Source organism: Flavobacterium hiemivividum (genome assembly GCF_004349145.1).
GTDB classification, from domain to species: domain Bacteria; phylum Bacteroidota; class Bacteroidia; order Flavobacteriales; family Flavobacteriaceae; genus Flavobacterium; species Flavobacterium hiemivividum.
The window spans coordinates 402,904-428,780 of the sequence record NZ_SMFO01000002.1 but is presented as its reverse complement, the minus strand read 5'-3'; the positions used below and the strand labels follow the sequence as shown (position 1 = coordinate 428,780).

Sequence of the window (25,877 nt, the reverse complement as noted above, 5' to 3'; positions counted from 1 at the left end):
GTTCCACTTTCCGTATAAGCAGTTCCATTTACAGTCCAAGTATAAGTTTCACCAGAACAGATTGTCACTGGAGTAGATACTTTAGTTGGTTTAGGAGTTACTGTCAATACCAATTCTTGGTTAGCAGTACATCCGTCATTGGTTACTAAATACGTTCCACTTTCCGTATAAGCAGTTCCATTTACAGTCCAAGTATAAGTCTCACCAGAACAGATTGTCACTGGAGTAGATACTTTAGTTGGTTTAGGAGTTACTGTCAATACCAATTCTTGGTTRGCAGTACATCCGTCATTGGTTACTAAATACGTTCCACTTTCCGTATAAGCAGTTCCATTTACAGTCCAAGTATAAGTTTCACCAGAACAGATTGTCACTGGAGTAGATACTTTAGTTGGTTTAGGAGTTACTGTCAATACCAATTCTTGGTTAGCAGTACATCCGTCATTTGTTACTAAATACGTTCCACTTTCCGTATAAGCAGTTCCATTTACAGTCCAAGTATAAGTTTCACCAGAACAGATTGTCATTGGAGTAGAAACTTTTGTTGGTTTAGGAGTTACTGTCAATACCAATTCTTGGTTAGCAGTACATCCGTCATTGGTTACTAAATACGTTCCACTTTCCGTATAAGCAGTTCCATTTACAGTCCAAGTATAAGTTTCACCAGAACAGATTGTCACTGGAGTAGATACTTTAGTTGGTTTAGGAGTTACTGTCAATACCAATTCTTGGTTAGCAGTACATCCGTCATTGGTTACTAAATACGTTCCACTTTCCGTATAAGCAGTTCCATTTACAGTCCAAGTATAAGTCTCACCAGAACAGATTGTCACTGGAGTAGATACTTTAGTTGGTTTAGGAGTTACTGTCAATACCAATTCTTGGTTAGCAGTACATCCGTCATTGGTTACTAAATACGTTCCACTTTCCGTATAAGCAGTTCCATTTACAGTCCAAGTATAAGTTTCACCAGAACAGATTGTCACTGGAGTAGATACTTTAGTTGGTTTAGGAGTTACTGTCAATACCAATTCTTGGTTAGCAGTACATCCGTCATTKGTTACTAAATACGTTCCACTTTCCGTATAAGCAGTTCCATTTACAGTCCAAGTATAAGTCTCACCAGAACAGATTGTCACTGGAGTAGATACTTTAGTTGGTTTAGGAGTTACTGTTACTGTTATTGTAAAAGGAGTACCGGTGCAGGACTCTGATTTTGGCGTAACAGTATAAGTTAATGTGGCAGTACTATTCGTCGTATTTGTTAAAGTTTGACTTATAGGTCCTGTAGCTCCAGTAATTTGAGAAGTTCCTCCAGTTATAGCTCCCGAAGGACTACTTACAGGAGTTGACCATGTGTAAGTTGTGCCACTAGGAACAATATCACTGCCTGCTGTTATGGGATTAATGCTGAATGAATTTCCTGTGCAAATAGTTGCAGTTTTATTTGTAATTACGGGCGAAGTACAACACAATGCGATATTAATATTGTTAATTGTTTTAGTGTTCGGAATTACAGCATTTAATGGATCCGACACTGTTAAGCTAGCGCTATGAGGACCAGCAGAGGAATAAGTTACGGTGTATGGTCCACTTGTTGATAAACTTGATGGAGAAATCGTTACAGCTCCAGGAAATAACCAGCTATAATTAGTATTTCCTTCAATACCTGTCGAAGTACTAGTATAAACCACTTTTTCAAAAGTACCGCCATCACAAGTTTTACTAATAGAAAAATCAGCAAATAAGGGTGTTTTTATAATTATACCTCCAGAATAGGCACTACTACATTTTGGACTATTACAAGTAATAAAAGAAATGTTCTGACCAGAACTTATAGCGCCTCCATTTGTATTCCATCCTAAATAGATATTTTGTAGCTCAAGGGATTGACCTGCGGTATAGTTTGTTATTTCAGCCATTCTATATTTAGAACCAGCTGTGATTATATTTCCTCTAATTTTAATTGTTAATCTATCTGTTGTCGAACCAACAAAATTAGTATTATCGAAGTTTTTTCGAACACCACCAACTAAGTAATCAAATTGAAATAACAAATCATGTTTGGAACTATTAGATGCAATTTTAACCCAGATATATAGTGGATTATTAGCAGAAATATAGGTCAAGGTAGCTAAATTTCCAACAGCGTCACCTAAATATACATCTCCAAAAGTTACATCCTGAGCAGTACATCCTCCTAAAGGACAAGCTGGAGCTGTTGTTAACGAAGCGCTACTGTTATCGAATGTAATATTTGTATCCTGTGCATATCCATTCGTAAAAGAAACCAAAATTAATAGTATAAGACTTAGAATGGCTTGTTTCGATTTTTGTTTGGGTAAATTTGTTTTCATCATTGATTTTTTTAAATCGTTAGAAATGGGGTTGTTAGTAGGAGTAATTCAAGTTTACACTGATTTACACTAATGATCATGGAATTGTCGTGATTCAAAAGGAATCACAACTATGGTGGTGAAATTTGTTTTAATGGAATCAAAAAAGTATGCTCTAGATACTACTTTAGGAAAAAGCAGTTGAATCCAATATTTTGGAAATTGGACTTCTGAATAATTTATTATTTTGGCTATTGATATAACCAGTATTAAAATAGTAATTATTAGTATCATAACAGTAGGATTTTTTGTTTTTAAAATGAACGATAGATTTCGGGCAGGAAACCATTGCAATTCAATAAAATATTTTTTATCTTATTATTGATATTCAAAATTAATAAGAAATAGTAGCCTTTTATTTTTTTGTCTTTGAATAACCTAAATACTCGTTCAATTGCATATTTTTGCAAAAAAATAGAGCCAATTTTAGATATTTTTTTAGAAATTCTTGTAAAAAAACTTATTTTTATGTTAAAGTTTAACAATTTTAAAGGATGTTTGAGCGTAATAGTTTAGTATCATAATATAAATTAATTCTTTCAAAATTTTTAAAATAATTGATTTCTATAATGCTTCATTTTCCACTTTTATTAAATAGTTGAACTTTCTAATCCCTACTATCATTACAACGATTATGCTTCAAGTTTTTGATTTTTTATAATTTAATCATTGAAAATCAAAACAGGACATATCGATGATAATTCTTGCTAATTGAATAAAATTAAAACGACTATATATTTAACAGGTATTTTTCTAAATAAAAAGACCTGTTTTTAGTCTTAAATTACTGACTTACATTGTTTTGAATAAGATTTATTTATGATATTTCTTTCGAACAAAAAAACATATTTAATTAATAATAATTGTATCTTTCTATTTCAGTTAATTCCTATTGAGATTTACACTAAATACTATCTATTATGAAAAATTTGATATTAATACGACATGCTAAATCTAATTGGGATGTACCTTTAAAAGATGTTGATCGGCCACTAGAGCAAAGAGGAATGAAAGATGCGCATTTAGTTTCATTAAGTATTTTGGATTTTATTCCTAAAACATTTGTAATATGGAGTAGTATTGCAAAAAGAGCGATAGATACTGCAACTATTTTTGCACAAAACATTTTATACCCTTTAGATTCTATTGTATATAAAGACGAGCTATACACATTTGACGAAAATCAATTGGAAAAGATTATAAAATCATGTGATAATAGTTTTGAAAGCATCATTCTTTTTGGACATAATGCGGCAATTACAAATTTTGTTAATAAATTTGGAAATACATTTATTAGTAATGTACCTACAGCTGGTTTTGTATCTTTACAATTCGATACCAAATACTGGAAAGAAATTGAAAAAGGTATCACCCAAAAAATAATTGTTCCAAAAGATTTAAAATAAAAATAGTGCGAGAGAAAAAATATATAGATAGGGAGAAAAGTTGGTTAGCCTTTAATGCCAGAGTACTTCAAGAAGCAGCAGATGATTCAGTGCCACTTTTAGACAGATTGCGATTCCTAGGAATTTTTTCTAATAATTTAGATGAGTTTTTTAGAGTTCGTTTTGCAGCCATTCGCAGATTAAGTCTATCAGGTAAAAGCGGAGAGAAAATTCTAGGCGGTATTTCGGCTCAACAACTAGTAAAAGACATTACTGAGATTGTAATCGAAGATCAAACTGCAAGTCTTCTTATTCTTAAAAAAATTGAAACTGAACTAGAAGCCGAAAATATTTTCATCATTAACGAGAATGAAATTTCAGTAGATCAAGAAATTTATTTAAAAGATTTCTTTATACAAAAACTTAGTCCTGAGTTAGTAACCATAATCTTAAATGATCTATCTGAGTTTCCTTTATTAAGAGACAATATGGGGTATTTGGCTATTAAATTAGTCATGAAAAAAAATTCAGAAGTTCGCTATGCAATTATCGAAATTCCAAAGACGATGAATCGATTTGTAGTTTTACCTTCAGACGATGACAGACAATATGTAATTCTTATCGATGATGTAATTAGACACAATTTAAAAAGTATATTTAATATTTTTGATTACCAAAGTGTTAGTGCTCATATGATAAAGATTAGTCGTGATGCGCAATTAGATATTGATAGTGATTTGAGTAAAAGTATGCTTGAGAAAATTTCGACAAGTGTAAAAGATAGAATAATAGGAGAACCTGTTCGTTTTATTTATGATCAAACAATCGATAAAGACACCCTAAAATTCTTTCTAGACAAGATGAAAATCGATTCTACAGATAGCATTATACCAGGCGGTCGCTATCATAACAGAAGAGATTACATGGATTTTCCAAATTTGGGGAGATTCGACTTATTGTATGCAAAAAACGATCCATTACCCATTCCTGGATTAAGTCTAGAAGGTAGTATTTTAGAGAAAATCAGTGAAAAAGATTATCTATTGAATGCACCTTATCAAACCTTTTCATATCTCACTAAGTTTCTTCGTGAAGCTGCATTAGATCCTAAAGTCACTACTATAAAAATAACACTGTATCGATTAGCTAAAAATTCGCAAATTATAAGCTCGTTAATCAATGCCGCCAAAAATGGTAAGAAAGTAACAGTGCAAATTGAATTGCAAGCTCGATTTGATGAAGCGTCAAATATATCGTATGCTGAACAAATGCAAACGGAAGGTATCGAACTTATTTTTGGGGTAAAGGGACTTAAAGTACACAGTAAAATATGTGTTATCGAAAGAAATGAAAATGGTAAAGTAAAAAGGTACGGCTTTATATCGACAGGGAACTTCAATGAGGCAACGGCAAAGGTCTATACTGATGTGACATTATTTACTAGTCATCAACAGATTCTAAAAGACATAAACAAAATATTTGATTTCTTTAATATTAACTATAGGTTGTATCGCTACAAGCATCTAATTGTTTCACCTCATTACACTAGAATTCGTTTTTATAAATTAATTGATAGAGAAATTCTGCATGCATTAGCTGGACGAAAAACATACATCAAACTAAAAATGAATAGTTTATCTGATTTTGGTATGATCGATAAATTGTATGAAGCCAGTAATGCAGGAGTAAAAATACAACTGGAAGTTAGAGGGATTTGTTCATTGATTCCTGGAGTGAAAGGGATGAGTGCTAATATCGAAGCGATCAGTATTGTTGATAACTATTTAGAGCATTCTAGAATCTATATTTTTGGAAATGCCGGACAAACGGAGGTTTATATATCCTCTGCAGATTTTATGACGCGTAATCTCGACGGAAGGGTAGAAGTAACCTGTCCAATTTACGATCAAGGAATTAAAAAAGAATTAATCGACAATTTTGATTTAGGTTGGAAAGGAAACGTAAAAGCACGTGTTCATTCTGAACTATTAGATAATAAGTATCGCCAAAGAAAAGATGACCCTGTATTTAGAGCTCAGATAGAAACCTATGAATATTATCAAAAGAAAGTCGAATTATTAGCTGAAACTTCATAGAAACAACATTTTTTTAACTGATATAGCAGTAAAAAAGTAAATTCAAAATCATAATCAAGAATGATTAACATAAAAAAATACGCAGCAATCGATATTGGATCAAATGCCATGCGTTTATTAGTAGTAAATATTGTCGAACAAGAGGGTAAAGAACCTCAATTTAATAAAAGTTCCTTAGTACGTGTACCTATTCGTTTAGGGCAGGACGCCTTTACTGTTGGTGAAATATCTGAAGAAAATATCGACAGAATGTGTGATGCCATGAAAGCATTCAATCTCTTGATGAAAGTACATAAAGTTCAATCGTATAAGGCATTTGCAACCTCTGCAATGCGGGAGGCTTACAATGGAAAAGAAATTGTGGCCCTAATAAAGGAAAAAGCCGATGTTAACATCGATATTATTGATGGTAAAATGGAAGCGGCAATTATTGCTTCAACGGATTTGCATCATTTGCTAAAAACAGATCAAACCTATCTTTTTGTAGATGTGGGTGGTGGAAGTACAGAATTCACACTTTTTTCGGGTGGGAAAATAGTTACTTCCAAATCATTTAAAGCAGGAACGGTTCGATTGTTGAACGGAATGGTCTGCGATGTGGTATGGGATGAAATTGAAAAATGGATTAAATTTAATACAAAAGATTACGAAGAAGTTACCCTTATTGGATCTGGTGGGAACATTAATAAATTGTTTAAAATGTCAGGTAAAATTCAAGAAAAGCCATTGTCTTATATTTATATGACCTCACAATATTCCTTCTTGAATTCATTGTCATACGAACAAAGAATCTCTGAATTAGGATTAAACCCAGATCGCGCCGATGTTATCATTCCGGCCACTAGAATCTATCTCAATGCGATGAAATGGAGCGGAGCAAGACAAATTTATGTTCCAAAAATCGGATTGTCTGACGGAATTGTAAAAGCCATGTATTTTGGAAAAATATAGTTATTAGTACTTTGCTAAAGCCTAATATTAGTTATACAATATTGGGCTATTAGTTTAAAATTCATGAGTGATTTTAGAGAAGAGATAAGTTACATTAGAAAATAACGATTTTCAAAAATGCTGTTTTAAGCATTCAAATCTAATCCAAATGTAGTTCGCAGCAATTCAATATTAGGATTTATTTCGTGTAAACGATTGTAGCGGTCTTGATCATTAAAATTCTTTTTATTTTCGAAACTTTCATTTACAATAATATCGATTGTAATATCGTGATTGTGTAAATGTCCTTTCAAATGACCTAAGAGGCCATTTAATTCTTTTTCAAAATCTAATTTCGAACCTTCATTGGGCAATTCGATTGTAATGTTAAAACCATTCAAAACGGGATCATTGATCAGCAATAAGGACTCCATAATTTTAAAGCCTTTATCTCCAAGGCGTTTTGCATAATTGGTCCATTGCAATAACATTTCGGTTTCTGTAAATGCTTCCGTAGGGAAATCAACTACTTCCTTTACATACGATTTATTACTTTCTTCTAATGCTTTTTTGGCACGAATACTAGACAATGAAAAGGCCGAAATCTTAGGTTCATTTGTAGTCGTTTCTACTTTTTTAGGAGAAACAAATTCAATTTTCTTTTCAGATACAATTTCTTGTGGTTCCACAACAGCTTGTAAAGCAACAGGCTTTGTTTCCACAGCTTTTGATTGGTCAGCTATCGAATAATCATTTTTTCTAAAATAAGTAGGAGGAATTATAAAGGACTCAACTTTTTTTTTTCTCCATCAAAAGTGATAGAGGCAAGTTGCATTAAGCAAAGTTCAACAAGCAATCTTTGATTTTGACTCAGTTTGTATTTTAAATCACAATCATTTGCAATGGTGATTCCTTTCAATAAAAAATCTTGACTGCATTTTTGTGCTTGCAATCCATACATTTTTTGAGCTTGCTCACCAACTTCTAATAAAGTTAAAGTTGAAGGCGTTTTACTAACTAATAAGTCTCTAAAATGGGAAGCCAATCCAGATACAAAGTGATGCGCATCAAATCCTTTCGAAAGAATTTCGTTGAAAGCCATCAGTAATTCAGGAATTTTATTTTCAAGAATTAAATCGGTAACCGTGATATAAGTTTCATAATCTAATACGTTCAAGTTCTCCGTAACAGCTTGACGCGTCAAATTAGTTCCGCAATAAGAAACTACTCTGTCAAAAATTGACAAAGCGTCACGCATGGCACCATCTGCTTTTTGTGCAATAATGTGTAAGGCATCATCTTCAAATACGATTCCTTGATTAGTTGCAACTTCGGCAAGATGTTCTTTGGCGTCTTTAACGGTGATTCTTTTAAAATCAAAAATCTGACAACGCGATAAGATCGTTGGAATAATTTTATGTTTTTCGGTAGTTGCCAAAATAAAAATAGCGTGCTTTGGCGGCTCTTCTAATGTTTTCAGGAAAGCATTAAAAGCCGCAGAAGACAACATATGCACCTCGTCAATAATATAGACTTTATATTTTCCGGTTTGTGGCGGAATACGAACTTGATCAATCAAGTTTCTAATATCATCAACAGAATTGTTAGAGGCAGCATCTAATTCGAATACATTAAAAGCAAAATCTTCATTAGGGTCATCATAACCCGGCTGATTGATTTTTCGAGCCAAGATACGAGCGCAAGTTGTTTTACCAACTCCTCTGGGACCTGTAAATAATAGGGCAGAGGCAAGATGATTACTATCTATGGCATTCAACAAAGTATTGGTAATAGCTTTTTGTCCCACTACATCATTAAATGTTTGAGGACGATACTTACGAGCCGATACAACAAATTGTTCCATAAATTTTTTATTCGAAAGCAAATATAGGCATTGCCATTATATTATGAAAACGATAATTTGTTTAATTCAGAAATTATTTATTTCTACCTTTAATAGTAATATTAATTAACATTTGTGCGGCATCACTAACTGAATTTGCTGCAAATCCACTTACAAAAACACCGTTTTTACCAGATTTTGTCCGTATTCCGTAAACGATGGCTTCGTCGTCTGGATTTGTATTTCCTTCATAACGGTAGATGTGTACAATTTGATAATCATGGGGATTATTTACAATGTCCTCTTCATGAAGGTTAAAATCATAAGTGAATCCTTTTTCTTTTAATTCTTCTAAGGCTTTAGATACAGTGGCATAGTGATAGTTATGTTCCATAATATTTTTTAGTTGATTTTAAACTTATAAATTCTGAAATTGCTTTCATTAAAATTTATAGATTATTTTTATGATTTAGCTCGATTTTTTATGCTGATTTCTATTAGTGCTTGAGCGGCCTCAGTCACTGAATTCGCAGCAAAGCCAGCTACAAAAACTCCTTTTTTTCCAGAAATCGATTGAATTCCATAAACCACTGCTTCGTCTCCAGGATCTGTATCTCCTTCATAGCGATAAATGTGCTTGATTTCATATTTTTGAGGGTTTTTTGCAATATCTTCTTCGTGAAGGTTGAAGTCATAAGTAAATCCATTTTCATTTAGTTCGTCTAAAGCTTTGGAAACCGTGGCATAATGATACATTTTAGTCATAATTTTTATTTTAAGGAATTTAATTATTGGAGGTTAATATATTATGGTATGACAAAGCTAATTTTATTTTATTAAAAGACGATAATTAAGTTCTGCATTGATTTTCACTATTTGTAATACACAACTTAGCGAGTACAATTGCTGCTTTATTTCCTGAAGTTGCTGAAAAGCCGGTAACAAAAACACCTTTTTTTCCATCCACTGATTTAATACCATACACTATGGCCGAATCACCGGGATCAGAATCTCCTTCATATCGATACACATGTTCTATATCATGATTACCGGGATTTTTAATAATATCCTCGTAATGGATATTATAATCGTATTCAAATCCCAGTTGTCTTAATTCATTAAGAGCTTCTGATACTGTTGAATAATGATAAATAGGTTTCATAGCTACCAATTTTTTAATTAATTCTAAAGATAACCAATTTAAAATTAAGACTTTGTAAAATAGCTGTTAAACTAGAAACTCAATTGTTGACTTGGCATTAAAAATGTTGTAAATTTGCAGCACAGACCGCCTTATCGACTCGTCTCGTTTTTAGGAACGAGACAAGTAGGAAAGTCCGGACACCATGGAGAAGCATAGCGGGTAACACCCGTCGGTTTTGTCTGCAAAGGCAAGATTAGGACAAGTGCAACAGAAAGTATGTACAGGTAATGCTGTAGTGAAACCAGGTAAACTCTATGCGGTGAAATATCAAGTATATCAGCATTTAAGGGCTTCTCGTCCGTTGTTGAAGGGTAGATAGCTTGATCTCGTTGGTAACAACGAGACTAGATAAATGATAAGGTGACACTGAAATTAATTCAGTGTTAACAGAATCCGGCTTATAGGTCTGTTTTTTTTAACGTTTTTGATTATACTTTTTCTATGCTTACAAGAATTGGAATTTTAGGAATGGGTGGAGTAGGTGGTTATTTTGGCGGATTATTGGCGAAAGCCTACGCTGAATCAGACCAAATCGAAATTGTTTTTATAGCTCGCGGGGAAACTCAAAAAGCAATCGCAGTTTCAGGATTAAAGATCATCACAGACGAAAATGAATTCATTGCCTTTCCAAGTATAGTTTCGAATGATCCTCAGGTTATTGGGAAATTGGATTATCTTATTTGTGCGACAAAAACCTATGATATAGAAGAAAGCCTCCTCGCATTAGAAAAATGCATCACTAAAAACACAATTTTCCTTCCTTTATATAACGGTGTCGATGCGCCCGAAAGAATAAGTACCCTTTATCCTGATAATGAAGTTTTACAAGGTTGCGTTTATATCATTTCCATGATCGAATCTCCAGGTATTATTAGAAAAATGGGGTCTTATGAAAAACTGTATTTTGGTTCTGATTCTGCGCCAATAGCTCGTCTGAAAGCGTTACAGCTTATTTTTAAAAATGCGCGCATAGATAGTGATTTCGTTCAAAATATAGAGGAAACAGTCTGGGAGAAATTTGTTTTTATTTCTGCTTTGGCTTCAGCTACTTCCTATTTAAATCAAAATATTGGCGAAATCATAAATAGTAATTCTAATAGAATAGTCTATGTTGAACTCTTAAACGAGATTACCATGTTAGCCGCTGTAAAAGGATTGAACTTGCCCAACGATATCGTAATGCAAGCGATTCTTAAACTGGAAAAAACTCCAAAATACGCTACTTCATCGATGCATCGCGATGTCTTAGCCGGCAGAAAATTTGAACTGGCTTCTTTGACTGAATTTGTGGTGAATGAAGGTTTGAAGTATGAAATGGAAATGCCTACCTACAAAAAGGTATTGGATAAATTATCAGAGAAATTAGAATCTTAAGATTATTTTCTTTAAAGATTATATAAATTCAAAAATAAGCTTGAGTAGCTGTTTGTCTTTATAATCTATTTCTTATGTTTGTGTTGTGTTTTAATTTCGAACCAAGTTGAAATTATACTGCTTAACGAACCATTTTTAAAGATGAAAAAGAAGTTTTTGTTATTCTCAATTCTGCTTGCCTTCACTACTTTACAAGCACAAGACAATGCCGCAGTAGAAAAAAGTCAATTCAAAATTAATGTTCTTGTTCCAGGGATTGTGTACGAGCATGGTTTTAGTGATAAAAACACCTTATATTCTGAAGTTAGCTTAGGGTTTGGGTATCGCTCGCATAGTTTTATTGGTTCTACTTGGGATTTTTATCCCGTAATAAACGAACAATTTCGACACTACTATAATTTAGAAAAGAGAGCTGCAAAAGGTAAGGTTACAGCACATAATTCTGGAGGATTTGTTGCATTTACCGCAGCTTATTTTTTTGAATCTAGCACTACAAATGATTCTTTCGCGAAAACAATTCCGTCATTAACTGTTGGGCCAGTTTGGGGATTTGAGCGTACCTATAAAGGCAATTTTAATCTAGGCTTGAATTTAGGAATTGGTTATAATATGGATAAATTTGAAGATGAATTTACTTTAATTGCTAATTTTTCATTGGGTTGGGTTATTGGGAAATAGTTTTATTAAATGATTTTAAAGACATAAAAAAAAGTCCTCGTTTTCACGGGGACTTTAGTATTTATAAAGGTTTAATGACTTTTATTCTTCTTCGCTATCTTCAAAAAGATCAGGATCTGTTTCTTGGTCGGCGGAACTTAATTCGAAGAAGCTAAAAATAGAACCGCCGTAACTTTTCTTGAATGAAAAATTATCCATATGGTCTAACTTGGTGTATTTAGAATGTTCGATTATCATCATCCCATCGTCGTTAAGAGTGTTTTTTTCGAAAATCAATAAGACAATTTTCTCAAAAATCTTTTGGTCCAGACCGTATGGTGGGTCAGCAAAAATAATGTCGAAACTAGCATTGTTTCTTTCCAAAAATTTAAAAACATCACTCTTAGTTGCTGCAATATTAAAATCATACTCGGCTGCTACTTGCTTTATGAATTTCACACAGCCAAAATCACCATCTACTGAGGTAATAGGCTCGCTACCTCTGGAGGCAAACTCATAACTGATGTTTCCGGTTCCTGCGAATAAATCCAATATTTTCAAACCATCAAAATTAAAATGGTTGTTGATAACATTGAATAATGCTTCCTTAGACATATCGGTAGTGGGACGAACGGGTAAGCCTTTTGGCGGAGAAATGCGTCTTCCCTTGTATTTTCCTGAAATGATTCTCATGAGTTGAAAAGTATAAAATGATTTCTGTTTTCGGCCTCAGAAAAATAATTGTTCCATCGTAAATCTTCCACATCAATTAGTGAAACGTTACGGATGTATTTGTATGCTATTTTGAAAAAATCACTTTCGGTGTCAATATTCCCGATTAGTTCTAATGCGAAAGATTCTGGATTTAAACTCAATTGTTCGGCGGTAAACAATACATAATAAATAAAATCTTCAGGAGTTTGATAATCAAATGAATTGAATAATAACAGCTTCTGATTTTGAATCACAATAATCTCAAAATGTCCTTCGCTAAAATGAACGGTCATTTTCTTATCGTCAATATTTTTGGATGCATCCAAAAGAGTTGAGACCAAAATACTGTTGGCATGTTTGTAATCGAAAGTGCCAAATTGATCAATAAAAAAGTTGTTCATGTTTACATAAGGAATGTAAACCGAATTAATTTGGTAATTACTGATTTCATCGTATGCAAAAAAATCAGTGTCAAAAACCTTAGTATTGTACTGCAAATAACTTCCTAGAAAATTTTCATCGAAAAGTGGTGCGGGAACAAATGTGGACAAATTATTATTGTGAATAATTAATACATCATCATAGGTTTCGGTCAATTCCGGATAATCTCTAAAAGCATTCGAAAATAAATCTTCAATTTTAATTCCTTTATGAAATGAATCAAAATGCACTTCATTAAAGGAAGTAATGGTGTTATTGAGTGTGTCAAAACAGCAAAAAGACAAACCAGACAAGGAAACTTGAATGGAGAGTTTTTTATATTTTTTTTCGGTAATATTCGTGTTTTGTGTAGACATAATCTAATTTATAATCCATTCTGTCTTTAGAAAAACAAAAAGATTAAATGCGATGACAAACTTACAAATTAAAATAACAATAGCAATGACTATGACCACGCCAACTGCAAAAAGCAGTACAAATAATTTATTAGAATAATCGAAACTAAAATCGAAATTGAATTAGATAAATGCATTGATTTTTGAGATTGAAACCCTTACTTTGCAGTTAAAATTTGTCAGATGAATTCCTCCTCGTTTTATAGCCTTATCCGAAATAAATTTCCTTTTGTACCTACCTACAAACAGGATATTTTTTTTCAAAAAATCGCTATTTTCTTAACTGATACTCATAACGACACGATTTTTGTTCTAAAAGGATATGCAGGAACGGGAAAAACGACGGTGATTTCGACAATTGTAAATAACCTTTTGGACATTGATAAAAAATATGTTTTGCTTGCGCCAACTGGTCGTGCTGCTAAAGTAATTGCCAGTTATTCGAACAAACCTGCTTTTACAATTCATAAAAAAATCTATTTCCCAAAGAAGTCTTCCGGTGGTGGCGTTTCTTTTACCTTACAACAAAACAAACATAAAAACACCATTTTTATAGTCGATGAAGCTTCGATGATTTCGGACACTAACTCCGATTCTAAACTCTACGAAAATGGTTCTTTGCTTGATGATTTGATTTCTTATGTATACTCCGGAACTAATTGCAAAATGCTGTTGCTGGGCGACACGGCTCAGTTGCCGCCAGTGAATTTAGACATCAGCCCTGCACTGGATACTCATACTTTAAGTTTGAATTACAATAAGGAAGTCGAATATATAGAACTTGACGAAGTAATGCGTCAGGAAGAAGATTCTGGAATTTTGTATAATGCGACGGAGCTTCGAGAGCTATTGAAAGATTCCTTTATCACGGAGTTTAAATTTAATGTTCGAAAATTTAAAGATATCGTTCGCCTAACTGATGGCTACGATATTCAGGATGCAATCAACTCAGCCTACAGTAATTATAGTATAGAAGACACCGCTTTTATTGTTCGTTCGAATAAAAGAGCCAATCAATACAATGAGCAGATAAGAACCAAAATTCTTGACAAAGAAAGCGAATTGTCATCTGGCGATTTCTTAATGGTCGTTAAGAACAATTATTTCTGGTTGAAAGATTCTGATCATGCTGGATTTATTGCCAATGGGGATATTATCGAAATATTAGAAATTTTCAATATTAAGGAACTATACGGTTTTAAGTTTGCCAACGTAAAAATTAGAATGGTCGATTATCCAGATCAAAAACCTTTTGAAACCGTTCTATTATTAGACACCATAAAAAGTGAATCACCGTCATTGACTTATGAAGAATCCAATAGATTGTATCAGGAAGTTTTGAAAGATTATGAAGGAGAAACCAAGTACAAGCAGTTTCAAAAAGTAAAAGCCAACGAATATTTTAATGGTTTACAAGTAAAATTCTCCTATGCCATTACCTGTCATAAATCGCAAGGAGGGCAGTGGAACACTGTTTTTATAGAACAGCCGTATTTACCAAATGGAATTGACAGAGATTACATTAGATGGTTGTATACCGCTATGACCAGAGCAAAAAATAAATTATATTTGATCGGTTTTAAAGATGAGAGTTTTGTAGAGTAGTTTTATTTTTTAGCTGTCATAATCCAATCTAATTTTCACATTTAAATGATAAAACCGCTTACCTCATTACGCTTCTTTTTTGCTTTTATGATATTTGTACATCATATGACTTTTTTGGCAAAAAGTAAATCACCTAATTTGAGGTGGATTCACGAATTCATATTAAAAGAAGGCTATATCGGGGTTAGTTTCTTTTTTATTCTAAGTGGTTTTATATTGGCTTATAATTACCGCGATTCGATCATTAACAAAAAAACATCAAAATCCAATTTTTATATCGCTAGAATTGCTAGAATCTATCCGCTGCATTTGTTGACTTTATTGATTGCTGTGCCAATAACGCTTCAAAATGTGAATTTTGAGATTTCATTATGGTTGAAGCAGTTGCTCTTTAATGCTACACTAACCCAGAGTTTTATTCCCATAAAGAAAATATACTTTTCTTTTAACTCTCCTTCTTGGAGTATTTCTACGGAGCTCTTTTTCTATTTGATGTTTCCTTTAATAATTCTTCTAATTTCAAGAATTAAGAATCTCAATTACAGTAAGGTTTTATTGATTCCGTTTTTACTTTTGGTGCCAATATTAATGTTAATTACTCCGCCAGACTATTATAAAAACCTTTTCTATGTAAATCCGTTTTTTAGAATTTTTGATTTTATCGTGGGGATTGTACTTTTCGAATTATATTTAAAAATAAAAAATAGAGAGCGAGTAATTAATTACAATGTCTTAGAGTTTAGTTCTTTACTATTACTAGTTATTTTTTTTATATTTCATCGCGAGCTTCCATTAGTAGTGCGATACTCCGTTTATTATTGGTTACCAATGAGTTTTTTAATATTAGTATTCTCTTTCCAAAAAGGTGTTTTATCAAAATTATTATCTAATAACACCTTGATTTTACTTGGCGAGATAAGTTTTGGTTTCTATATGTTTCATCAACTAGTTTTGAAATATTTCCTTCAATATAATAAATCGCATTTTCACATTGCTAATGAATATTATATTATTTCGATTATTTTAATCATTTCGCTTCTAATAAGTTACATCAGTTTAATCTGGTTTGAAAATACAGTAAATAAATATTTAAAAAGAGTTTTGATTAAAAAACCAAAGGATTAGAGTTGTAGTATAGTTCTAAAAAGAGTTTTTTTTTGTTAGGTTAACCTTAAAAAAAGTATCGCATTGTCTTCTATGTCAAAGTTTTAAATTTTTACAAAGATCAGAATGTGGAGGAGTATTCAAAAAATTGATGGTTTTTTAAAAGTTATTTCTTCGATTGAATCTCTTTTAGGCATATTGCTTATGGGATTAATTGCTGGATTTGCAAATAATTCAAAGGATAATTAATAATACCAGAATTTATATATTTGCTTGAGATAATACGAAGAAGAAACTCGTATCAACAAAAGCAAATAAAACATTGATTCTTAGTGCCTTCGTTGCAAAAACAAAAACAAAAAAAATGAAAATAATAGCCGTTATTCCTGCCCGTTACGCTTCCACAAGATTTCCAGCCAAATTAATGCAAGACCTTGGTGGAAAAACGGTGATTTTAAGAACTTATGAAGCCGCAGTAAACACGCAGTTGTTTGACGATGTTTTTGTAGTGACGGATTCTGATTTAATCTATGACGAAATTGTTTCTCATGGTGGAAAAGCCATTATGAGTATCAAAGAACACGAGTCGGGGAGTGATCGAATTGCAGAAGCAGTAACTAACTTAGATGTAGAAATAGTAGTTAATGTGCAGGGCGACGAACCGTTTATCGATACCGAACCTTTGGTGAAATTGATTGATATTTTTAGAAAAGACGCTGCCGCTCAGGTTGATTTGGCATCCTTAATGCGAGAAATTAACGATGAGGAAGATATTAATAATCCAAACAATGTTAAGGTAGTAACAGATCAAAATGGTTTTGCATTGTATTTCTCTCGTTCGGTGATTCCTTTTCCTAGAGAGAAGAATGTGGGTGTTCGGTACATGCAGCACATCGGGATTTATGCGTTTAGAAAACAGGCTTTGTTGGATTTTTATAGTTTGCCAATGAAATCCTTGGAAGCATCCGAAAAACTAGAGCAACTACGTTATTTAGAGTTTGGAAAAAGAATTAAAATGATCGAAACAACCCATGTAGGTATCGGAATAGATACTCCCGAGGATTTAGAAAGGGCAAGACTGATGTTGTAATTTATTCTGGGTTGTCTTGGTCAAAATAGCCTTTTGATTTTATTTTAGTAGAGAAAAAATTCAGGAATAAAACCACAAACATCAATACGATCATAGATTGTGCACTCACCAAAAATTTCCCAAAAGGATCTACGGGATGAAAATCTCCGTAGCCAATGGTGGATGCCGTTACGGTACTAAAATAGATGGCATCAAACCAATGCGTAAAGGGTTTGTTAAAATTATTTGCAAAGGAATACAAAACAGCAAAACCGAATACCATTTCGATATAATTAAAAAAGAGCAATAACATGGACCTTTTATAAGAACGCGGTTTCGAAAATAAATCAGACGCAAATATCAATGTGGGAATGTACAAGATCGTTTCAAGCATAACATAAGCCATTATCTCAAGAACGAGATGGTTATTTTGCCAGTGGTTCATTAAAATCAGTAACGGAAAAGCGACTTTTAATAACACATAGAAATCTACCGCCAGATCTTCATACTCAGCACCTTTTTTAGCAACTAAATACTTTATATATATTCCAGGGAAAAACAACTGAGAAGAAGCTAGAAATAAACGAACAATTTTTTCTATTCCGTTGTCATCCTGATGATCGTTGTTCCAAATTGCTTTTATATTCTGAATTCGCCTTTGAATAGGATTAAACTGCGGATTTTCCATTTTAGTTACATTGCCTAAGAGCAGTTTGCGAATGATTTTTTTCATCAAGTTTGGTTTTACTATTCCTATGGAAAGTACGAAATATATCTTTTAGTTAAGAAAAGAGAAAAGGAGTATTTAAAAATTGATTACATTTTTTTTTCTATTACAATTAGCTCATTGTGAACTTCAATTCTAGGTATCGATTTTATGTTGTGATTAACCGTACAAAAATTAGCAATATATTTTTCATTTCTAAGGTTATCTTCCTTATTTAAAAGCATAGTGTTAAAAAGTACAAAACCTTTACTTTTTAGTAAATAGCAAACGCGATTGGTAAAATAACTTTCATAAAGAAAATTCGGCATTGTAGTATCCTGAAACACATCAATGATAATCAGATCGTATTTGTTTTTGGTTTTCAAAACAAACTCAAAAGCATCATCAATTATGATTTCTAGTTGTTGAATTTCATCCAACTTAAAATACTGATTGGCAATTTTGATAATATCAGGATCAATTTCGACACCGGTAATTTGGCCGCCAAATTTAATTTCGTCAACTAAAGTTTTTATAACGCTGCCGCCAGCGACACCAAGAATTAAAATGTGCTCCATTTTAACGATTTTGTCAAATCCGATGGTTTTCAATCCATATCTTAAAACGCGTTGCAAACTGCCATAAGAGTAATTAGTATTTTCTGAATCCAATACTAATTCACCATTAGCCCAAGTGACCTCAATACATTTACTAAGAGAGGATTTTTCGGTATGAATTTTAATCGGAATAAGGTAACTAAGTACTTTTTTTAGCATCAACAAGGGTTTTTATCAAAAATAAGTTTTAAATTATATATTTTGCAACAAATTACACAGTAATGAAAAAACAAATTTATAAATGGATCTTTTTCCGGCTTATGGGTTGGAAGATTATTGGCCAGATCGATCCTAACATTAAGAAATGCGTACTGATGGTTATGCCACATACTAGTGCCCATGATTTCTATCTTGGGATATTTACGAGAGGAATAACAGGATTAGAAATGAACTTTGTGGGAAAAAAGGAATTATTTACTTTTCCATTTGGTCACTATTTTAAATATATGGGCGGGGAACCACTCGATCGCTCTGGCGGGATGAATAAAGTAGATTCAATTGCAGCTATATTTAGTAGAAGGGAAGTTTTTCGTCTTGCTATAGCTCCCGAAGGAACTCGCAATAAAGTAGACCAACTTAAAACAGGATTTTACTATATCGCTTTAAAAGCGAATGTGCCAATAATTCCAGTAGCATTCGATTTTGGAAAAAAAGAAGTTAGTCTAGGTGCTCCTTTAATGCCAACAGGAAATCTTGAGGAAGATCTAACTATTTTAAAAAAACATTTTATAGGTGTCGAAGGAAAGATTCCCGAAAGAGGATTCAAAGAATAATCATATTTAAATATCTAGTCCCAAAAAAAAGCCAATACTTTAATTAAAAAAAGGATTGGCTTTTTTAGTTTGGCGTAAAAACTTTAAAAGTACCGTCCCTATAAAAAAATACAATTTTTTCGACATCAGCAGAAATGGATGAGTTGACAGCGTTTTGAATTTCTTCACTTTTTGATGCGAAACTATTTTTATCGCCCTTATTTTTTTCTTCAGAAAATAGATCTCGCGTAGCTGTAACTTCTGGAGTTGGAACAGTTGGAATTGTTCTCTCAACTGGTTCCAAATTATTTTCTTGTTTTCGAATAGGATCATTATTTTTTGGAAAACTACCCTTGCCATTTAAAATCCAATACAAATCCACATCAGGAAATACATCTAGAATTTTAAGAATAAAATCCAAACTAGGTTTGTTTCTGCCGGATAGAAGATGAGACAAACTGGAGCGTTGCACACCAATTTTATCGGCAAATGCGGAAGCGTTTAAACCGTAATAATCCAATATAATTTCGAGCCGTTTTATAAAATCTTCAATGTTTACCATTGTAAATAGTGGATTAGAATTAGTTTATTTACAAATGTAACATAAACAGCTGACAATAGCAAAATTACATCTGTAAATTGTCCTTAAATCAATAGTTTAATAGAAGTAATACATTGGATAAAGTAACTCAAGTGACTGATAAATAAGTTTTTGAACATGATGCAAAATACAGATAACATTTGTCAATTTAACAAACTAGCGCCATAGGCAATAGCGGCAATTAACTGTTTACAATTCTAAAAATTAATCCTTTTAAACTATTTACAATTGTAAAAATAAAGATGTTTACTTTTGTAAATCAAACAATACACTATGGATTTAGAACAAATATTCAATGATAATAAGGAGCAGTCTATTGAAGGTAGGTATCTTACTTTAGAATCAATTGAGCCTTTATTAAATAAATTAAACACCAATAATCAACTTTCGATTGTTGGGGAATCAGTACTTAAAAAACCAATTTATAAGTACCAAATTGGGCATGGGAAGACCAAAATATTACTTTGGTCTCAAATGCACGGAAATGAAAGTACAACTACAAAGGCGCTGTTTGACTTCATAAATGTGTTACATAATGGTTCCTCCCTTGCAAGCGAATTATTACAAGCATTTACCTTTTGTTGCATTCCAATGCTTAATCCAGATGGTGCGAAAGCATATACCCGCGTAAACGCTAATGCAATAGATTTAAACAGGGATTCACAAGACCTAACGCAGCCGGAAAGTAGGGTTTTACAAGAGGTGTTTCACTGCTTCAAACCTCATTATTGTTTTAATCTACACGATCAGCGTACTATTTTTGGAGTTGGCAGTAGTGGAAAACCAGCCACAGTCTCTTTTTTAGCGCCTTCTTATAATGAGGAACGAGAAATAAATGAATCACGATTAAAAGCCATTCATCTTATTGCTGGCATTAATGAAGTTTTGCAACAGTATATACCAGGCCAAGTAGGACGATTTGATGATTCTTTTAATCTAAATTGTATTGGTGATACTTTTCAGGCACTTGGAGTGCCTACTTTGTTGTTTGAGGCCGGTCATTATCATGAAGATTATCAGAGGGAAGAAACTAGGAAATATATTTTTATGGCCTTACTTTCAAGTTTTACTATACTTAGCGAAAACGATATAGTTGACAACGGAATTAACAAATACTTGAATATTCCTCAAAATAAAGTCGTTTTTTATGATTTTTTATATAAAAATGTCAAATTAAATTATGATGGTATAGAAAAAATTACGAATTTTGCTGCACAATACAAGGAGGAGTTAATAGAAGACGAATTCGTTTTTAATGCTTATTTTGTAGAGATTGGAGATTTAGACGGGTATTATGGTCATTTTGAGTACGATGCAAAAGAAGCAGCATATAAAGATAAGGACAGTAACTTTCCGAAATTAAATCAAAAAGCCGATTTTTATTTAGAAAATAGCATTAAATTTGTTAACGGATTGATAAATAAATAATAATTTACATCAATTTATCGTTTTTTAGTATATTTTTAAACTTTGTATTAGTCAAGTATAAATATTAATTTAAGAGATATGAGTAAGTTCCGTTTAGATGAAGTAGATCATCAGATATTAGATATGTTAATTGATAACACAAGAGTTCCGTTTACGGATATTGCAAAAAAGTTATTAATTTCTGCAGGAACCGTGCACGTTAGGGTTAAAAAAATGGAAGATGCAGGAATCATAATGGGTTCGTCATTAGTTCTTGATTACGATAAATTGGGATATTCTTTCATTGCTTATGTTGGAGTATTTCTTAATAATACCTCTCAAACTAAATTCGTTTTACAACGTATTAACGAAATTCCTTTTGTGACTGTAGCTTCAGTAACTACGGGGAAATTTAATATTTTCTGTAAAATTAGAGCTAAAGACACTAAACATGCAAAGGATGTTATTTTTATGATTGATGATATTGAAGGAGTTTATAGAACTGAAACTATGATTTCATTAGAAGAAAGCATCAATGACAAGAAACGCTTGATGCATACTATTTTCAAAAACATGTAATTCACTTGAATGCTATATTTTTATATAACCTCAAGTTAGTTCTTGGGGTTATTTTTTTATAACTATTTTCCACTATAACAAACCAACTATAACAAAATTATGTATACACTGCCAAAAATTGAACGTTTCAATCAAAACGTCCTGTCTAAATACAATATTTACAACAGCGTATTTATCACTTTGCCATTTGACTCCATAGATAATACAGGTGCTTTACTTCCTTTATTTACTGATGTTTGCGAGAGTGGTTTCAAAAAATCACAGACTCCGAAAGAAATTGTAGATTATTTTACTAGTAAATATTCGAATAGTACAGAAGAGGCAGATAAGATCGATTTTATGTTTCGTTTTATCCAGTACATCGAGCGCCAAATCGTATTATTTGATGCTGTTGAAGACGCTGCTTTTCCTATTGTTAATAACATGGAAGGTAGAGGATCGCTTAGAGATATTAAAGAGAAAGCCGATGCCAAAGGAAAGAAAGAAGAATTGATTGATTTTCTCGAAAGCTTTAATGTTAGAACTGTTTTAACAGCGCATCCTACTCAGTTTTACCCAGGTTCTGTTTTAGGGATTATTAATGATTTAACAGAAGCAATACGCGAAAATAATTTATTGAATATAAAAGAGCTCTTGGCTCAATTAGGGAAAACTCCTTTCATAAAAAGCGAAAAACCAAATCCTTTTGACGAAGCAGTTAGCTTGATCTGGTTCCTTGAAAATGTTTTTTACAGCACATCAGGGGATATGGTTCATTACCTTCAAAAAAATGTATTTCAGGGGGAGTCAATTCAAAATCCTTTGATAAAGCTAGGATTCTGGCCTGGTGGAGATCGTGATGGGAATCCGTTTGTAACTACCGATATTACACTGAATGTGGCAGAGCGTTTGCGAACATCTATTTTAAAGTGTTATTACATCGAGATTAGAAGTTTAAAAAGAAAGTTAACATTCTTAGGTGTTGATGTTTTAGTGTCTGAACTTGAACATAAACTTTATCGTTCTGTTTTCTATTCGAAAGGTGAAATTTATCTTACTTTAGAAGAATTTAAAGTTCAATTGAACAAGATTAAGCGAATCGTTATAGAACAACATCAGTCTCTTTATTTGGATCAATTGGAAGCGCTTATCATAAAAGTGAATCTATTTGGTTTTCATTTTGCTACTTTAGATATCCGTCAAAATAGCCGTATTCATGACGCTGTTTTCAAAGATATTCACAAGCACTTTGTAAATTCAGACTCTGCTGTTTTTCCTGAAAACTATTTTGATTTAACCGAAGCTCAAAAATTTGAAGTTTTATCGAATGTTAAAGGAGATATTGATTCGAATGATTTTGACGATGAAATAACAAAATCAACTATCGAGTCCATCCAAGCGATAAAAATTATTCAGGAGAAAAATGGCGAATTTGGTGCTAATCGTTATGTTATAAGTAACAATGAAAGTGCGCTAAATGTAATGGAAACTTTTGCGATGATCCGTTTGACAGACTGGGAAGAGCCTACTGTTGATGTTGTGCCCTTGTTTGAATCTGTTGAAGATTTGCTGAATGCCCACAATATTATGGAGCAATTGTATACAAACCCAATGTATGCAAATCACTTGAAAAACAGAAAAATGGAGCAAACAATTATGCTTGGTTTCTCTGATGGTACAAAAGATGGCGGTTATTTAATGGCGAATTGGAGTATCTATAAAGCCAAAGAAGCGCTTACGGCAATTTCGAGACAATATGGTATAAAAGTTATATTCTTTGACGGTCGTGGTGGGCCACCAGCACGTGGTGGTGGAAAAACACATAAATTTTACGCTTCTTTAGGTCCAAATATCGAAAACAAAGAAATTCAGATTACAGTACAAGGACAAACGATAAGTTCAAATTTTGGAACTTTAGATAGCTGTCGTTACAATTTAGAAAATTTATTAAGTGCTGGAGTTACAAATCAGGTATTTAGTAAAAATAAGAATGAACTCTCTGTCGAAGAGAAAGATGTAATGGGGCAATTAGCAAATTTAGGATATGAAAAATACTTAAGTTTCAAAAATCACCCTAAGTTTATTCCATATTTAGAGCAGATGAGTACTTTGAAATATTATGCTAAAACAAATATAGGAAGCCGCCCTTCAAAAAGAAGTAAGTCGGAGCAATTGGATTTCAAAGATTTACGTGCAATTCCGTTTGTAGGTTCTTGGAGTCAACTGAAGCAAAATGTTCCTGGATTTTATGGAGTAGGTACAGCGCTGAAGCATTTTGAAGAATCCGGTCAGTGGAACAAGGTTCAAGATTTATATGACAATTCGCTGTTTTTCAAAACACTATTAGAGAATAGTATGATGTCCATCGCGAAGTCATTTTTTCCACTAACCGCTTACATGAAAAAAGATCCTCAATTTGGAGAATTTTGGCAAATTATTTATGATGAATTTTTAGAATCGAAAAGATTATTGCTAAAAATTGCAGGTCATACAGAGCTTATGGAAAACTATCCTGATGGTAAAGCGTCGATTCAAATAAGAGAACGTATAGTGTTGCCTTTGTTGACAATACAACAATATGCTTTATTGAGAATCAACGAGCTCAACAAGGAAGGTGTTCCAGATGAGAGTTTAATAAAAGTCTATGAAAAAATTGTAATGCGTTCTCTTTTTGGAAACACAAATGCAAGTAGAAACTCGGCATAAACAAGAAAAAATATGAAATCAAGTCAATTACCCAATACTGAATATGCGCCGTATTATGCGCCATATATAGAAGCATTGAACAATGTTAACTTAATTGAAGAGTTAGAAATTTGTCTGCATGAATTTATAAAATTTGTACAGAACATTCCTATGGATAAGTTTGACTACCGTTATGCTGAAGGAAAATGGACCATAAAGGAGATCATTCAGCATCTTATCGATACAGAGCGCGTTTTTAGTTACCGCGCTTTGCGAATTTCTAGAAATGATAAAACGCCATTACCGGGTTTTGACGAAAATGATTATGTTGACAATACAAATGCCAATGAAAGAGGTTTACAAGTTTTATTGACAGAATTAGCGGTGGTGAGACAATCTACTTTAGCTCTTTTTAAAAGCTTTTCAGAAGAGCAATTAATCAGAGTAGGAGTTGCATCAAATTGTGCCGTATCGGTTCGTGCGATTGGTTTTATTGTCATTGGACATCAAAAACACCATCAGAAAGTTTTCCAGGAAAGGTATTTATAAAGTACTGAAACCAAAAAGTTATAATTTTTTATTCAATGGATTTATTTAAGGCATCGCGAAATTTAGTGATGCCTTAAATGAATTTTAAAAAACAATATCCTCATAATTTATTAGGACTACACAGTTGATAGCATGGCTCGTTTAATAACTAAAGTAGTGGATCTAGAGTAGTTCTCAATAATTCTATTTTACATAATATAAATTATAGTTCATTTATTATTAAATGTAATTTGAAGTAAATATTTATAAAAACCATCAAAAATCACTAATTGTTGTACTTTATTTCAAGTATATTTTGTGATATTTCTAAACTAATTCCTCCAAAGCATACATCAAACGATTCTGAGCGTTTTCTTGAGAACCAAATATGGAACGCGATAAAATTCCTTCCTTTGTAATTAAAACCCATTGTGGTGTTCCCGCAGAGTCAAATTGATCGTAAACTGCATGGCCGTAATCCAAGTAAATTGGAAACGGAAGTTCGTCAATTGTAAAAATACTTTTAATATCAATCTCAGTAGTTTCTGTATTGTTAAAGCTAGTATGAATACCAACTACCTGAATTTCTTTATTTTCTTTCTGTAATTCGTATGCCAAAGGAATTGCACGTCCAGTACATCCCAAACATTGATTGTTATAAATGATTGCCAAAATAGCTTTTCCATGGTATTTTTCTAATAAATCAATTTGTTTGCCGTTAAAATCCTGAACTAAAATAGAATCAACAGCTGCATTTTCTTTGTTCATTTATCTAAATTTTGATTATTATGTAAAATACGATCAGTTCGC

General features: G+C 32.6%; 25 protein-coding genes and 1 other RNA gene. 14 read left to right on the top strand and 12 right to left on the bottom strand.

Features of this window, described 5'->3' with window-relative positions:
- A partial coding sequence (locus E0F98_RS05910) for a PKD-like domain-containing protein (protein ID WP_317126187.1) occupies positions 1–2,357 on the bottom strand: 2,357 nt, incomplete at its 3' end.
- A gap of 959 nt (positions 2,358–3,316) precedes the next feature.
- Here E0F98_RS05910 and E0F98_RS05905 point away from each other — a divergent pair.
- Genes E0F98_RS05905 through E0F98_RS05895 form a run of 3 tightly spaced genes read left to right on the top strand, consistent with a single transcriptional unit; the run spans position 3,317 to position 6,828 of the window.
- Positions 3,317–3,802 carry a SixA phosphatase family protein gene (locus E0F98_RS05905; RefSeq protein ID WP_132109692.1) on the top strand — a complete coding sequence of 162 codons (486 nt, stop codon included), beginning with the start codon at positions 3,317–3,319 and terminating at the stop codon, positions 3,800–3,802.
- 5 nt (positions 3,803–3,807) lie between these two features.
- Complete coding sequence (gene ppk1, locus E0F98_RS05900) at positions 3,808–5,877, top strand: polyphosphate kinase 1 (RefSeq protein ID WP_132109691.1); 2,070 nt, start codon at positions 3,808–3,810, stop codon at positions 5,875–5,877.
- A gap of 60 nt (positions 5,878–5,937) precedes the next feature.
- Positions 5,938–6,828: a Ppx/GppA phosphatase family protein gene (locus E0F98_RS05895; protein WP_132109690.1), complete on the top strand. Its 891-nt coding sequence runs from the start codon at positions 5,938–5,940 to the stop codon at positions 6,826–6,828.
- A gap of 125 nt (positions 6,829–6,953) precedes the next feature.
- On the opposite strand, the gene E0F98_RS16160 is transcribed toward E0F98_RS05895, so the two are convergent.
- The 5 genes from E0F98_RS16160 to E0F98_RS05870 form a co-directional block, all read right to left on the bottom strand.
- Positions 6,954–7,529 (bottom strand): DNA polymerase III subunit gamma/tau, encoded by a 576-nt coding sequence (locus E0F98_RS16160; protein ID WP_243699201.1) that lies wholly within the window; start codon positions 7,527–7,529, stop codon positions 6,954–6,956.
- 56 nt (positions 7,530–7,585) lie between these two features.
- Positions 7,586–8,671 carry a DNA polymerase III subunit gamma/tau gene (gene dnaX, locus E0F98_RS05885; protein WP_132109689.1) on the bottom strand — a complete coding sequence of 362 codons (1,086 nt, stop codon included), beginning with the start codon at positions 8,669–8,671 and terminating at the stop codon, positions 7,586–7,588.
- A 73-nt stretch (positions 8,672–8,744) separates the two neighbouring features.
- On the bottom strand, positions 8,745–9,044 hold the full coding sequence (locus tag E0F98_RS05880; protein ID WP_132109688.1) for a hypothetical protein: 300 nt from the start codon (positions 9,042–9,044) through the stop codon (positions 8,745–8,747).
- A 68-nt stretch (positions 9,045–9,112) separates the two neighbouring features.
- Complete coding sequence (locus E0F98_RS05875; RefSeq protein ID WP_132109687.1) at positions 9,113–9,415, bottom strand: hypothetical protein; 303 nt, start codon at positions 9,413–9,415, stop codon at positions 9,113–9,115.
- An 85-nt stretch (positions 9,416–9,500) separates the two neighbouring features.
- Positions 9,501–9,812: a hypothetical protein gene (locus tag E0F98_RS05870; RefSeq protein WP_132109697.1), complete on the bottom strand. Its 312-nt coding sequence runs from the start codon at positions 9,810–9,812 to the stop codon at positions 9,501–9,503.
- Between the two features lie 118 nt (positions 9,813–9,930).
- On the opposite strand from E0F98_RS05870, the gene rnpB reads away from it, so the two are divergent.
- The 3 genes from rnpB (at position 9,931) to E0F98_RS05855 (ending at position 11,906) form a co-directional block, all read left to right on the top strand.
- Positions 9,931–10,271, top strand: an RNA gene (gene rnpB / locus E0F98_RS05865) — RNase P RNA component class A.
- Positions 10,272–10,295: 24 nt separating this feature from the next.
- Positions 10,296–11,228 (top strand): ketopantoate reductase family protein, encoded by a 933-nt coding sequence (locus E0F98_RS05860; RefSeq protein WP_132109686.1) that lies wholly within the window; start codon positions 10,296–10,298, stop codon positions 11,226–11,228.
- Between the two features lie 141 nt (positions 11,229–11,369).
- Positions 11,370–11,906 carry a hypothetical protein gene (locus E0F98_RS05855; protein WP_132109685.1) on the top strand — a complete coding sequence of 179 codons (537 nt, stop codon included), beginning with the start codon at positions 11,370–11,372 and terminating at the stop codon, positions 11,904–11,906.
- An 81-nt stretch (positions 11,907–11,987) separates the two neighbouring features.
- On the opposite strand, the gene E0F98_RS05850 is transcribed toward E0F98_RS05855, so the two are convergent.
- Together E0F98_RS05850 and E0F98_RS05845 are read right to left on the bottom strand one after the other, a co-directional pair.
- Positions 11,988–12,578 (bottom strand): RsmD family RNA methyltransferase, encoded by a 591-nt coding sequence (locus tag E0F98_RS05850; protein ID WP_132109684.1) that lies wholly within the window; start codon positions 12,576–12,578, stop codon positions 11,988–11,990.
- Positions 12,575–13,396 carry a DUF3822 family protein gene (locus tag E0F98_RS05845; protein ID WP_132109683.1) on the bottom strand — a complete coding sequence of 274 codons (822 nt, stop codon included), beginning with the start codon at positions 13,394–13,396 and terminating at the stop codon, positions 12,575–12,577. Before E0F98_RS05845 ends, E0F98_RS05850 begins: the two co-directional genes overlap by 4 nt.
- 222 nt (positions 13,397–13,618) lie before the next feature.
- On the opposite strand from E0F98_RS05845, the gene E0F98_RS05840 reads away from it, so the two are divergent.
- The 3 genes from E0F98_RS05840 (at position 13,619) to kdsB (ending at position 17,234) form a co-directional block, all read left to right on the top strand.
- Entirely contained in the window at positions 13,619–15,040 is a 1,422-nt protein-coding gene (locus E0F98_RS05840; protein WP_132109682.1) for an ATP-dependent DNA helicase, read from the top strand.
- A 45-nt stretch (positions 15,041–15,085) separates the two neighbouring features.
- Positions 15,086–16,165, top strand: coding sequence for an acyltransferase family protein (locus tag E0F98_RS05835; protein ID WP_132109681.1), 1,080 nt, complete (start codon positions 15,086–15,088; stop codon positions 16,163–16,165).
- A 343-nt stretch (positions 16,166–16,508) separates the two neighbouring features.
- Positions 16,509–17,234, top strand: a complete 726-nt coding sequence (gene kdsB / locus E0F98_RS05830) for a 3-deoxy-manno-octulosonate cytidylyltransferase (RefSeq protein WP_132109680.1) — start codon at positions 16,509–16,511, stop codon at positions 17,232–17,234.
- 1 nt (position 17,235) lies between these two features.
- Here kdsB and E0F98_RS05825 read toward each other — a convergent pair whose 3' ends face one another.
- Complete coding sequence (locus tag E0F98_RS05825) at positions 17,236–17,946, bottom strand: potassium channel family protein (protein ID WP_132109679.1); 711 nt, start codon at positions 17,944–17,946, stop codon at positions 17,236–17,238.
- Positions 17,947–18,029: 83 nt separating this feature from the next.
- Complete coding sequence (locus tag E0F98_RS05820; protein ID WP_132109678.1) at positions 18,030–18,695, bottom strand: spermidine synthase; 666 nt, start codon at positions 18,693–18,695, stop codon at positions 18,030–18,032.
- 62 nt (positions 18,696–18,757) lie between these two features.
- Here E0F98_RS05820 and E0F98_RS05815 point away from each other — a divergent pair, with 62 nt between their 5' ends.
- Complete coding sequence (locus E0F98_RS05815; protein ID WP_132109677.1) at positions 18,758–19,309, top strand: 1-acyl-sn-glycerol-3-phosphate acyltransferase; 552 nt, start codon at positions 18,758–18,760, stop codon at positions 19,307–19,309.
- 64 nt (positions 19,310–19,373) lie between these two features.
- Here E0F98_RS05815 and E0F98_RS05810 read toward each other — a convergent pair whose 3' ends face one another.
- Positions 19,374–19,850 (bottom strand): helix-turn-helix domain-containing protein, encoded by a 477-nt coding sequence (locus E0F98_RS05810; RefSeq protein ID WP_132109676.1) that lies wholly within the window; start codon positions 19,848–19,850, stop codon positions 19,374–19,376.
- A 312-nt stretch (positions 19,851–20,162) separates the two neighbouring features.
- On the opposite strand from E0F98_RS05810, the gene E0F98_RS05805 reads away from it, so the two are divergent.
- The 4 genes from E0F98_RS05805 to E0F98_RS05790 all read left to right on the top strand — a co-directional run bounded on the left by E0F98_RS05805 (position 20,163) and on the right by E0F98_RS05790 (position 25,088).
- Positions 20,163–21,317, top strand: a complete 1,155-nt coding sequence (locus E0F98_RS05805; protein WP_132109675.1) for a M14 family metallopeptidase — start codon at positions 20,163–20,165, stop codon at positions 21,315–21,317.
- A gap of 78 nt (positions 21,318–21,395) precedes the next feature.
- Positions 21,396–21,875 carry an Lrp/AsnC family transcriptional regulator gene (locus E0F98_RS05800; protein ID WP_132109674.1) on the top strand — a complete coding sequence of 160 codons (480 nt, stop codon included), beginning with the start codon at positions 21,396–21,398 and terminating at the stop codon, positions 21,873–21,875.
- Between the two features lie 99 nt (positions 21,876–21,974).
- Positions 21,975–24,560, top strand: coding sequence for a phosphoenolpyruvate carboxylase (locus tag E0F98_RS05795; protein ID WP_132109673.1), 2,586 nt, complete (start codon positions 21,975–21,977; stop codon positions 24,558–24,560).
- A gap of 12 nt (positions 24,561–24,572) precedes the next feature.
- Positions 24,573–25,088, top strand: coding sequence for a DinB family protein (locus E0F98_RS05790; protein WP_132109672.1), 516 nt, complete (start codon positions 24,573–24,575; stop codon positions 25,086–25,088).
- 306 nt (positions 25,089–25,394) lie between these two features.
- On the opposite strand, the gene E0F98_RS05785 is transcribed toward E0F98_RS05790, so the two are convergent.
- Complete coding sequence (locus E0F98_RS05785) at positions 25,395–25,835, bottom strand: TlpA family protein disulfide reductase (RefSeq protein ID WP_132109671.1); 441 nt, start codon at positions 25,833–25,835, stop codon at positions 25,395–25,397.
- Positions 25,836–25,877 lie beyond the last annotated feature (42 nt).

Bases quoted from the DNA above. Each gene is read 5' to 3' on its own strand.
- E0F98_RS05905 (WP_132109692.1), top strand. From the start codon at position 3,317: ATGAAAAATTTGATATTAATACGACATGCTAAATCTAATTGGGATGTA.
- E0F98_RS05895 (WP_132109690.1), top strand. From the start codon at position 5,938: ATGATTAACATAAAAAAATACGCAGCAATCGATATTGGATCAAATGCC.
- dnaX (WP_132109689.1), bottom strand. From the start codon at position 8,671: ATGGAACAATTTGTTGTATCGGCTCGTAAGTATCGTCCTCAAACATTT.
- E0F98_RS05880 (WP_132109688.1), bottom strand. From the start codon at position 9,044: ATGGAACATAACTATCACTATGCCACTGTATCTAAAGCCTTAGAAGAA.
- E0F98_RS05875 (WP_132109687.1), bottom strand. From the start codon at position 9,415: ATGACTAAAATGTATCATTATGCCACGGTTTCCAAAGCTTTAGACGAA.
- E0F98_RS05870 (WP_132109697.1), bottom strand. From the start codon at position 9,812: ATGAAACCTATTTATCATTATTCAACAGTATCAGAAGCTCTTAATGAA.
- E0F98_RS05860 (WP_132109686.1), top strand. From the start codon at position 10,296: ATGCTTACAAGAATTGGAATTTTAGGAATGGGTGGAGTAGGTGGTTAT.
- E0F98_RS05855 (WP_132109685.1), top strand. From the start codon at position 11,370: ATGAAAAAGAAGTTTTTGTTATTCTCAATTCTGCTTGCCTTCACTACT.
- E0F98_RS05850 (WP_132109684.1), bottom strand. From the start codon at position 12,578: ATGAGAATCATTTCAGGAAAATACAAGGGAAGACGCATTTCTCCGCCA.
- E0F98_RS05845 (WP_132109683.1), bottom strand. From the start codon at position 13,396: ATGTCTACACAAAACACGAATATTACCGAAAAAAAATATAAAAAACTC.
- E0F98_RS05840 (WP_132109682.1), top strand. From the start codon at position 13,619: ATGAATTCCTCCTCGTTTTATAGCCTTATCCGAAATAAATTTCCTTTT.
- E0F98_RS05835 (WP_132109681.1), top strand. From the start codon at position 15,086: ATGATAAAACCGCTTACCTCATTACGCTTCTTTTTTGCTTTTATGATA.
- kdsB (WP_132109680.1), top strand. From the start codon at position 16,509: ATGAAAATAATAGCCGTTATTCCTGCCCGTTACGCTTCCACAAGATTT.
- E0F98_RS05825 (WP_132109679.1), bottom strand. From the start codon at position 17,946: ATGAAAAAAATCATTCGCAAACTGCTCTTAGGCAATGTAACTAAAATG.
- E0F98_RS05820 (WP_132109678.1), bottom strand. From the start codon at position 18,695: ATGCTAAAAAAAGTACTTAGTTACCTTATTCCGATTAAAATTCATACC.
- E0F98_RS05815 (WP_132109677.1), top strand. From the start codon at position 18,758: ATGAAAAAACAAATTTATAAATGGATCTTTTTCCGGCTTATGGGTTGG.
- E0F98_RS05810 (WP_132109676.1), bottom strand. From the start codon at position 19,850: ATGGTAAACATTGAAGATTTTATAAAACGGCTCGAAATTATATTGGAT.
- E0F98_RS05805 (WP_132109675.1), top strand. From the start codon at position 20,163: ATGGATTTAGAACAAATATTCAATGATAATAAGGAGCAGTCTATTGAA.
- E0F98_RS05800 (WP_132109674.1), top strand. From the start codon at position 21,396: ATGAGTAAGTTCCGTTTAGATGAAGTAGATCATCAGATATTAGATATG.
- E0F98_RS05795 (WP_132109673.1), top strand. From the start codon at position 21,975: ATGTATACACTGCCAAAAATTGAACGTTTCAATCAAAACGTCCTGTCT.
- E0F98_RS05790 (WP_132109672.1), top strand. From the start codon at position 24,573: ATGAAATCAAGTCAATTACCCAATACTGAATATGCGCCGTATTATGCG.
- E0F98_RS05785 (WP_132109671.1), bottom strand. From the start codon at position 25,835: ATGAACAAAGAAAATGCAGCTGTTGATTCTATTTTAGTTCAGGATTTT.